Source organism: Calditrichota bacterium (assembly GCA_016867835.1).
Classification (GTDB): Bacteria; Electryoneota; AABM5-125-24; order Hatepunaeales; family Hatepunaeaceae; genus VGIQ01.
In genome coordinates this window covers 1-10,259 of the sequence record VGIQ01000101.1, presented here as the reverse complement: position 1 = coordinate 10,259, position 10,259 = coordinate 1, and the positions used below count along the sequence as shown (strand labels likewise).

The following is a 10,259-nucleotide window of genomic DNA, read 5'->3' as shown; positions in this document are numbered from 1 at the left end:
ACCGATGCCGGACTCGAAGGCGGTCTTTTCGTTGACCGACCATTGGGCCCGGACGCCGGGCAGACGGCCCATCGTCTCGAGGATTTCGGTCGAGGGTGTTCCGGGATAAGCCGCGGCGAACTGAACGCCGGCTTCGCGAGCGCCGAGGGCGATCGCTTCGTTGCCGGTCAAAAGCGCTCGAAGTGGCTCGGTGATGGGGGGAAGTAATCTGGGTTGAGGCATGGTGTTTTGGCTCAAGGCTTAGGGCTCAAGGCACAGGGGACATATTGCCACTTCCGTGCCACCGGATGCCTCTATGGCAGATTCACCACATCCCCAAACGAAAAGAGGCGCACTGCCTGCGCCTCTCACCCTACCCGTCAAGTCCAAGTCACCATATCGCCTAAAACTGTCATAATTAGAATTCTGCATTCTTAATTCACAATTCTTCATTCGAACCGGACCGTCCTATACCTCGCTCTTACTGTCTCGATGGGCCGGCGCGTTTCGACCTGCATATAGAATAGGTCGGACGGGATGTCGAACTCGAGGCGTCCCTCCGGTGCGTCAATCCACTCCTCCCAACGGATCAATTCGACATCATCGACCCGCAGGTAGCCCGTGCCCTCCTGCGGTCCGTAGTTCTGCCACCGGGGGCTCATGAAGGCAGCATTCTGCGGCAAGGCCAGATCCTGCCAGACATAGAACCACTCCCGGTCGCCCGAAAATCTTCCCTCGACGAGCGAATCGCCGTAGATGTTCTGTTGCTGTGCATCATAGCGGAACCGGAACCACCGCGCCTGCAGCGACGCGTTGCGCGCGCCATCGGTCTTTAGCCAGCCGCAAAGGGTTAGATGGTCGGCCGGGCCGCGCACCGGGATGCGCTGGATCAGATCGGTTACGGCGTCCTGTTGACCGGCGTTCCGGCGCAGGAAAGCGCTCCACCGGCCCGAGCGAACGACCGCCGAGTCGCGCCCCTCATATTGGCTGTTGAAGTTCCAGACCTCGGCGCCCTCCTGCTCGATCCCGCCAACGAGGAGCAACTCCCGCCCTACGCGGACTCGCCAGCCGGCATCCATCGCTTCGGCCAGCAGCGCTTCAAGCGCCGCCGGAAAGCCGCCGGCATCGAGCCGCAGCGGTTCCGACCGCCAGACTCCATCGGACGCAATCCACCGCATCCGGCCTGCCGTCTCGTGGGCGCTCGACTGCCGGGTCAGGTCGCTCTGGTCGATCACTACCCGCGCCCGCAGCCGCTGATAATCGGGGAGCACGAGGCCATTCAAATCTCTCGAGAAGTTTGCCAGCCGGTCCAGGATCTTCGCACCGAGGCTGCCCACCGCCGGCGTCGGCAGGTAGTTATCAACGAAGACCGGTTCGATCTCAACTGCCCGGACACCGCTCCGGTCCACCTCAGCCCACAGGATCGCGGACGGCCAGGTCTCCCAGAAATTCTGATCGAACGCAAAGTTCCCCATGCTGCTCGCGATCACCACCCCGTTATAGACCTCGAAGCCCTGCAGGACGTGCGGATGTGCCTGAACGACCAGTCCTGCGCCGAGATCGATGGCAAGGTGCGAGAGTTCGCGCGACGCCGAATCGACGCGCGCTTCAAGGACGACTCGTTCATCACTCCAGGTAGGATAGGGCGAGGTGGGATCGTAGCCCATCGGCGCTTCGGAATACTCCGACCCGGCGTGGACAGCGATGATCAAGAGGTCGCATTGGGCTGCAGCGTCGGGCACCGAGCGAATGATGTTATCGGCTGAAAAGTAGGCATGCCCGGCTTTATCGAAACCGGCGTCGAGGTAGGGTCGGGCATTATAGTCGCGGCCGGTCCGGTTGGCATAGGCGAGGAAACCGACCCTGAGTCCCCGCACCGTCCGAAAGACCGGCTGCAAGGATTGATATTCGTTCAGCCCGGCTCCGGTCCAGCCGATCCCGGCGGCGTCGAGGACTTGAGTCGTCTCCTCAAGCCCTCTATCGCCATAGTCTGAGACGTGGTTGTTGGCGAGGGTCGCAACGTCGATTCCGGCATAGACCAGACCGGCGACGTTCTCAGGCCGACCTCGAAAGGTAATGTCTTTGGTGGGATGCGGTGTCCCTTCATCGGTCAACGGGCATTCGAGGTTTACTGAAAACATATCCGCCGCCGTCGTCCGGTGCCGGATGCGGGCAAAGACCGCTTCCGGACCGAGGCGGTCGATGATCCCGCCCGCCTCTTCGTAGCGTCGAGCCAGCATCACGTCGCCCGCCAGACCGATGAGGATGCTCTCGCGCTGCCGCACTTCACCCGCCTCGACGACCAGGCTCTTTCGGCCGATAAACCCTTCATTCCCCAGCGCTGTGATCCCGACTCTCCAGAATCCATCTGGAAAGACATGCCACGGCGTCCAGCCCCGGCCCATCGTCCCGTCGCCAAAATCCCACTCGAGGGTCACACCATCCGGGTCGCGATTCTCGATCAAACTGAGGAACCGCACCAGCGTCCCTTCGGCTTCGACCGAGGGATCGACCCGCCAGCGCACCTTTACCTCCGGCACCGGTGGTATGTCGCCTGTGATGTCCAACAGATTGTCGAAATAGACCTCACCCGCGGGATTGGTGGTATCGTTATCGTTGATGAAGAAGAATCGGGTGATTGCGCCGTCGTAGCCGAAGCGAATGCTCCAGTCGTAGCCTACTGCAAGCCGCCAAAGGTTCCACCTGTTGCGAGCACGGGAGTCCTGGTTGGCGATCTGCCAACTTTGATCCCACCACGTTTCCTTGCCGTGGAAAGTGTAGATCAGTTCGTTCTCGCCGTCTCCGATGCCAAAGCCTTGCAGTTCACCAGCAGATCCGGTTGCGAGGATACCTAACTGCCATACCGTTGCGCTGTCAAGGTCGATCCTCTCCTGTGATAACTGTTTCCAGGTATTGCCGAAGAGGCGCAGACTGCGCCGGCTGCCGGGCAAAGCCTGCCGGTCGGTCAGTTCCCACCGGTCGGCCTGGCGATCCTCGGCCTGAGAGTAAGAGGTCAGGTTCAGATCGCCTTCCTCAAAGTCGAGAATCGCTTCAGGATCGCGTCCGGCGCCTCTAAGGTGCCGGCTGCTCGCGGCCGGACCATAGACTGCTTTGACACTGAAGAACCGCGCCGGCTGGTCGGTCTCCGGTAGTTGCGTGAAGGGATCGAACGGGCTGGTGATCAGTTCTTCCGGTGCAGGCACTGCACCAGCATAGACGAGGTAGTGGGAGAAGGGAACATTGTCGTAACCGGCAACGACCGGCGGCGCTTCCCAGGTCAGTTTCCACCGGCCGGCATCCGTCGTGAGTCGCGGATGCCCGACAGCCAGCGTCTCCGGGCGAGGTTGATAAAGGCGTTCCGCTCCGATGCCTTCACCTGACCGGATGGTTCGGCCGGCATGAGCAATTGCACCTGTCAGGAGCAACAAGGCGACGGCGAAATTGCTCGCATAGGGCAGTCTCAACTGCATCTCTCTACGGCTTCTGCGCTTTGGCTTGAGACAAATGAGTGCCAGAGCCATTGGACCCCTCTATCTATCTTCGAATTAGCAGAATCACTGGGTCGCTGACAATATCGAAGCCATCCACCCGGGCGATGACCTGGACGATCGTCTCGTCGGTGAAGGCATCGAGAAAGAAATCGTTCATTGCCCCGCGCAGATAGACCGTCGCTTCGCCGGGGCGTTCGTCATTATGCTCATCGACGATGCCGGTCAGTTTGACCGCTGAATCGGGCGGGAACACCCGGTAACCGCCGAGCGCTTCATCCCACCAGTTCAACTGCCCGCGAGCGGCGGTGAAGTGAATCAGCCCGCCGTTGGCAGGCTCACCTGCCGATGTCAGATAGGCGGTGAGGCGCACGGTATGAATGCGCAGCGGCTCGTCCCGGCTGATGTGAATAACGCTCGAATCGACTTCGAGCGACAGGAGACCGTTGATTGGCGGCAACTGAAAGCGAGCGGTGTCGCTCACCGCGCCCCGGGGCGATTCGGTCGAAGCCCAAACAGTGCGGATCTGGAACGCCTCGCCGGCATCGAAGAGGTAGTTGGCGAGCGCCGCACCCGGCCCTGTCGTAAGCACCGGTTGAGGCATGAAACTGAATGCCACGGGAATGCCGTTGCGCACCGGATTGCCGAGCAAATCCCGGATCAACGCCGTTGTCTCTAACTGCCACCGTCCGCCTGCTGCTGCTCGGGGTTCATCATCCACATGGAGGCTAATCGATCCCGGCGGTCCGGCCACGACGGCGACCGTCGAGAGTATCGCCCGGACGGTATCTTGCCTCCCGACATCGCGAAAGGAGTAGGCCTGGATCAGTTTTTCACCCAATAGCGATCCCGCAAAGAGCGTCGCTTCGCCGAGACCATTACTCGTCACAACGCTGTCGAGGGATCGTCCGTTAATGGTGCAGCCCATCGGCACAGCCGGTTCGTCAACAAGTCCGATATAGACCGTTCTCGGCTCCAGTAGTGTGTCGCCGAACTGGTCGAAAAGGAGAACGCTCAGGATTGCCGTCGTATCGAGTCCACCCGATCCACGAGCCGACAGGTTCAACGGCTCAGCCCGGACGATCATATTGCCCAATGTCCGTCCCACTATGGGCACCTCGATGAAGGCTTCCTGACCGCGCCATGAAAGTGCCAGGAGATATACTCCCGGGTCGCCGCTAAAAATGCCGAATTCGCCGCGTCCCAGCGAATCGGTAACGACCTCGTCGCGCGTGAGTCTGCCCATGTCTATCGTGGCGCGAACGACCTCCCCCGGGACGCCGAGGTAGTTGGCGTCGAGCACCCGGAAACGATAGAAGAACGCCTCCGGTCCCCCGGACGGCTCGAGACTGCCCGCTATCTGCGCCGGCCATTTGAAGAGCGTGAACTCCTGACTGCGCGATGCGAGCTGATAACCGACCGCTTCGGCACGGAGATTCTCGCCCCCGCCAACGGAGGGATAGTAACTATGGACGGCGATCCCATCCTCGCCGGTCAGGACGACCGAGGCGGCGGCATAGAGTTGCGACTGCAGGCGCGTCGGGATGTGATAGAGCGGCTCACCGTTGATGCCTTGCACCCGGACGGTGGCGCGATAGGACGAGTCGGCCCAGCGGGTCGGACCGCGGCTCTCGAGTTCAAGCGCAATCCGTTGCGGCGACCGCGAGACGACCGTCACCGACATGCTGTCGATTAAATCGAGCGGGCTGTAACGGGCATATATCCAACCCCGTCCGGGAGTGCCGGTGGCGTGAGCCTCGAATATCGCCGTCCCAAACGGGTCGGTGATCGCCGCCTCGGTAACAGATAGATAGAGTGACGTTGCGCTGAAATTGATCGTCGCGCCGGAGACTGTCTCGCCACCAGTATCGGCCAGCCGCGCGCGCAGGATCAGGCGGTCCTGATTCGAGTTCGTATAGACCAGTGTATCCCGGACCGGGAACTCGAGATAGACCCGTCCGACCTGCCGCACTTCGACGCGAAGTGTGTCCGAGATGAGCGTACCGTCGCTGCCCGCGGTGCGAAATACGTTGCGGTCTGATCCTCCCGAGGGGGGCGACGATTCGGCTGGAATCGTTACCAGCGCGGTGATCTCGGCAGTGCCGAACCAGTAGCCATCGACGGTCGCGATGTTATGCGCGACGCCGTTGGCATCGGTCAGTCCGAGCACCGGCCCAAGCCGCACTACGCCCGACTGGACATTCCAGCCAATGTTAACACCCGGCAGTGGGCTGCCGCGCCGGTCACGGACAGTGGCATAGAGTAAGGTGCGCTCGAGGTGGGAATAGGAGACGCTTAGGATCGCCGGATCGGCAGTCAGTTCGACGGTCGAGGGCGCCGGATCGCCGTGCAGGGCAATTGCAATATCGGACGAGTCGCCTTCGACGATTGCGCGCAACGTGGTGGTCGTGTCGCCGTAGGGAAGGGTTACAAAATAGAGTATGCGCACCAGACCCTGTCGGTCCGAAAGGCCGGCTCCGGGAGCAACCTCACCGGGACCCGACACCACCCGCATCGTTACGGCAACGCCTTCGACGACCGACCCGTCTTCAGCCAGACACCGCACATCGACTGCCAAAGCCCGGGCATCGTCCTCCCGTGCAGAAATTGCACTCGACCGGGCCTCGATCTGCAAATGGTGCGCCTTGGGCAGCGGCTCTGTTGCAGTCTCCTCTTCGCAGCCGATAAAGACGCCCAGCGCCAAAAACAGGGATGCGGCGAACAGAAGGCCTTTCCAGTCCATAAGGTTCGTTCTCGCTGCTATATTATATTCAATCTACGATAACAGCACCTTACTTGCAAATATCACGCCTTCTTGCTTGACCTATAGCTTTCAACACTCAACAAGCCACCTTCTTGTCTAATCAAGCCTTATCCCTCACCGTTGTCGCGGCCGTTGTGACGGTGATCGCCAACCTGCTATTGCGCTGGGGACTGCTCCGCATCGGCGGCTTTCGGCTTGCCGGAGGCTCATTCGCCGACCTGATGGTGCGCCTCCTCCGCGAGCCATCGATCCCGCTCGGGTTCTTCCTTTACTTTCTCGGCGCACTGGTCTGGTTCCGGGTGCTCTCGATTGCCGAGGTTTCGACCAGTTATCCAATTCTGGTCGGAATCACCTTTGCACTGGTGACGGCCGGAGCGGTGATGCTCTTTCAGGAGTCCTTCACGGCTCCCAAAGTGATCGGGATGGTCGTCATCCTGATCGGCATCATCGTCATCGCCAGGGGTTAGACATCGTGTCGTCGGGTGTCCCCACCTGACGGCTGGTATCAGGTGAAGACACCTGACACCACAATGGCATCGTGCCGTCGGGTGTCCCCACCTGACGGCTGGTGTCAGGTGAAGACAACTGACACCACAATGGCATCGTGCCGTCGGGTGTCCCCACCCGACGGCGGGTGTCAGATGAAGACACCTGACACCACAATAATGACTATCCCGTCCGCTTCATCACCACCCTGAAAGACCGCCGTGCCATCCCACCGAAGATCCCGATTCCACCCCTGACATTCCACTGCGGCTCCGCGATGAGCCCTTGCTGCACCCGAAAAGTGGTGAAGAGATACTCGTAGTAGTCGCGGGAAATCGCCAGCAGCGTCACCCGCTGCGGACCTTCCCATTCAAAGAATATCCACGGGATGGTGATCATCGTCTGGTCGTCGCGCATAATGGTGTATCCGGCGCGGCTCCGTTCCGACTCCTCGAGTGAGTCGGTGGCAGGATCCCATTCTGGGTCGAGCCGAATCAGGCTGTCGCGGGGCGTGAGCGCGACGATCATCCCGGTATAGCCTCCGGCTGAATCGCAGGGCGACCATTCCCAGTACATATTGGGGTGATGCCGGGTCAGGGTGTCGCCCTCGCGGACCGGCGTTATGTTCCCGGCATCATCTTTCAGATAGATGCTCACAAACCGAAACGTGTCGGGGATGACCGTCTCGGCCTCGAGAAACTCGGATCCATTGATGACTTCGATCCGGTAGCGCTGCTTGCCGACCGGTATCAGCAACCCGCCTGCCGCCGGGACATAACGTCCCCGATAGGCCGGATCGTCGGTAAGTTGCAGGGTGTCGTTTCCGCCGATCTGATATATGCGCATGGCCGCGCCAGTGACGCCGCTCAGTTGCGGATCGTAAAAGCCCCTCAGCGGCGCGATGCGCTGAAGGAAAACTTCGCTGACCGGCATCCCATTGTAAAGGAAGCCGTAGAGCAACAGTTCAGGCTGGTAGTCATCGACCTCGGTGGGTTGGGATTCGCAGCCGGCAAGGTAGAGAGTCAGGAGCAAGATTACCGACACTACCCCCCGATAAATCGGGTAGCCGCCAGGCAATACCTCTTTATTTTCAGCATTCGGCATCGGGATACCCTCAGAATTTGACTTCATAACTGACGAGCGGCAGGATGGGCAGCAGTTTCAGATCGGTGATCTTCGCCGGATTCTCGCTGGTGTCAAACCACCGCTGCCAGTAAGGCCGGCGGCTGTAAGTATTGAAAATGCTGATGTTCAACTTCGCATTCTGCTTGAAGAACAGGTGGTTCCAGGTGAACGTCAGGTCGAGCCGGTGGTCGGACGGGAACCGGTAGTTGTTCTTCGATCCCGGCAGGATCGTCCGGCCGTAATTGCCCCAGTCGGAGGGATCCATATCGGCGAACCGCGACGTGTAGATGCCGAGAGCCTGGGTGTAACCCTGCCCGGTATTGTATCTCCACGAAGCCGAGAAGTCCCACGACCGCGAGAGCGGTCGCATTGCGACGACGATGATGTCATGCCTCCGGTCCCATTGCGGGTAAAACCACATCCCGTAGTTGATGAGCGATGCCGGGAATCGCCGCTTGGTCCAGGACAGGCTATAGCCGACCCATCCGGTCCACAGGCCCTCCTTCTTCATAGCCATCCATTCGGCACCCCAGGCAGAACCATGCCCGTTGACGAAGGCCTCCACAGCATCCCCCGCCCGGTCGGTCTTCGGGTCGAACGCCGCGAGGTTGCGCATGTCGGTCCAGTAGCCTTCGGCTGTCAGTTCAATCCCTCCGTCAAGGTCCTTCTCAATGCCCAACACCGCCTGGAGGGAGTAGGACGGCTTCAGCGACTCGTCTATCGGGACCCAGAGGTCGAAATTCGAGAATCCCTCGCCGAAAGTGATCAGGTTGAGGAACTGGGTATAGCGACCGACTGCGCCTTTGATGCGAAACAGCGGATCGTAGTGCCAGACTGCTGCAAGCCGGGGATCAAGCGCCGAGTGCTTGCCAGCTTCATGGTAATAAGCCCTTAGCCCCGGTTGCAGTTCGAAAAAGGGCGACAGCCGCCAATTATCCTGCAAATAGAGCGAGTAGTTCGTCGTCGCTTCATCGACATCGACAATGACAATGTCTTCGGTAGCCTCATGGAAGTCGATATCGTACCGGCTGACCCAGATGCCGGACTTGATCCGGTGTCCCGGCAGGCCGTAGTATTCGACGTCGGTCTTGAGCGACTTGTCGTTCATCATATCGACGCCCTCGTCGAGCGTGACGTTCTGATCGGCAAAAGCCCAATGCGACCGGTAGCGGCTGTAGGCGAGCGCCCCCGAGATGAAGACATCCCGGTCGAGGGCGTGCCGAATCCGGCTTGAAAAGGTCTTGTTGCCCCAGTCGAGGTCGAAGTTGAACCGGTCATCAGCCGGACCTAACTCGAAGCGCATAATGTCGTCACCGGCATAGGCGGCCAGTGTCAATGTCGTCCGGTCCGAGAGGTCGAAGTTGATCTTGCCGTTGGCGTCGTAGAAGTAGTAGTCGGGCAGGTCGAGGCCGCCCGATTCGCGCGCGGCTTTGAGAACGGGGTCGAAGTAAGTTCGCCGCGCCGATGCCGCGTAGGAGCCGCGCCCGTTCGGCAGCGGGCCTTCGATGGCTCCGCGCGCCGAGACGATCCCGATGGAAGCAAGACCGTGCGTTTCGCGGCGATTGCCCTCGTTGGTGATCACCTCCAACACCGAACCGCTGCGACCGCCATACTCGGCCGGGAATCCGCCCTTGATCAGGTCGATCCGTTTGACGGCATCCGCGTTGAAGGTGCTGAAGAGGCCGAACAGGTGCGACGGGTTATAGACCACATTGTGGTCCATCAAGATTAACGTTTGGTCGGGACTGCCGCCACGCACATGGAGCGCACTCGAAAGGTCTGACGACGCCTTCACCCCCGGCACTTGCTGCAAGGCTCTGAGAACGTCCATCTCACCGCCCAGTGACGAGATCTTCTTGATCACCGCGCCCTCGACCGGAACCGTCGAAACGCGCGGTGTCGTCCGGAGGTCTTCGACTTCAGAACGCTTTGAGGTGACCGTAACGTCCTGCAAGGTCAGTCCTTTGGCGGTCAGTTCGATGCGGATCGGACGGGTGCCGTCGCCGTCGGCAATCGCGCTGATGCGGGCTGTCTCGTAGCCAAGATAGGAGACCGTGAGATTCTGTTCGCCAGCCTTAAGTTCCGGCAAAACAAAGTAGCCGTCGAGGTTGGTCGTCGTGCCGACTCCTGAACCCTCCACGACTATCGACGCTACTGGAAGCGGTTCCTGCGACGCACCGTCGATCACATAGCCGCGAATCTGAGCCGCGCCGATCAAGGATGGCAGAAGAAGAATGAAGAACGAAGAGCGAAAAATGATGAACATGGGACTATTGTTAATGGGTGCAGTGTCTCTTGTTTTGTCCCCCCGCTCAGCGGGGGGTGTATAGACCGGACTGATGGGTAACAAACGTGCGGGGAGATGGGTGACAGTTTTTATTCATAGGGTTGATCCCAATGAACGGTATCGACCCTTT

Annotated in this window: 7 protein-coding genes; 1 reads left to right on the top strand and 6 read right to left on the bottom strand. The window is 60.1% G+C overall.

Annotated elements, in window-relative coordinates; translation table 11 throughout:
- The 3 genes from FJY67_09615 to FJY67_09605 all read right to left on the bottom strand — a co-directional run.
- Nucleotides 1-222, bottom strand: a 222-nt coding sequence (locus tag FJY67_09615; GenBank protein ID MBM3329709.1) for a hypothetical protein, incomplete at its 3' end; no start/stop codon positions are given.
- Between the two features lie 206 nt (nucleotides 223-428).
- A complete protein-coding gene (locus FJY67_09610) occupies nucleotides 429-3,500 on the bottom strand; it encodes a hypothetical protein (protein ID MBM3329708.1) in 3,072 nt (1,023 codons plus the stop codon).
- Between the two features lie 13 nt (nucleotides 3,501-3,513).
- Entirely contained in the window at nucleotides 3,514-6,210 is a 2,697-nt protein-coding gene (locus tag FJY67_09605; protein MBM3329707.1) for a hypothetical protein, read from the bottom strand.
- An 83-nt stretch (nucleotides 6,211-6,293) separates the two neighbouring features.
- Between FJY67_09605 and FJY67_09600 the strand changes: the two genes are divergently transcribed.
- Complete coding sequence (locus FJY67_09600; GenBank protein ID MBM3329706.1) at nucleotides 6,294-6,698, top strand: hypothetical protein; 405 nt, start codon at nucleotides 6,294-6,296, stop codon at nucleotides 6,696-6,698.
- Here FJY67_09600 and FJY67_09595 read toward each other — a convergent pair.
- The 3 genes from FJY67_09595 to FJY67_09585 are packed head-to-tail and all read right to left on the bottom strand — an operon-like array spanning nucleotide 6,682 to nucleotide 10,108.
- Complete coding sequence (locus FJY67_09595; GenBank protein MBM3329705.1) at nucleotides 6,682-6,882, bottom strand: hypothetical protein; 201 nt, start codon at nucleotides 6,880-6,882, stop codon at nucleotides 6,682-6,684. The two genes, FJY67_09600 and FJY67_09595, sit on opposite strands and share 17 nt — an antisense overlap.
- A gap of 18 nt (nucleotides 6,883-6,900) precedes the next feature.
- The gene (locus FJY67_09590) at nucleotides 6,901-7,848 is read right to left on the bottom strand and encodes a DUF4249 domain-containing protein (protein MBM3329704.1); all 948 of its coding nucleotides are present in this window, start codon (nucleotides 7,846-7,848) and stop codon (nucleotides 6,901-6,903) included.
- Nucleotides 7,832-10,108, bottom strand: coding sequence for a TonB-dependent receptor (locus FJY67_09585; protein MBM3329703.1), 2,277 nt, complete (start codon nucleotides 10,106-10,108; stop codon nucleotides 7,832-7,834). Before FJY67_09585 ends, FJY67_09590 begins: the two co-directional genes overlap by 17 nt.
- Nucleotides 10,109-10,259: the final 151 nt, after the last annotated feature.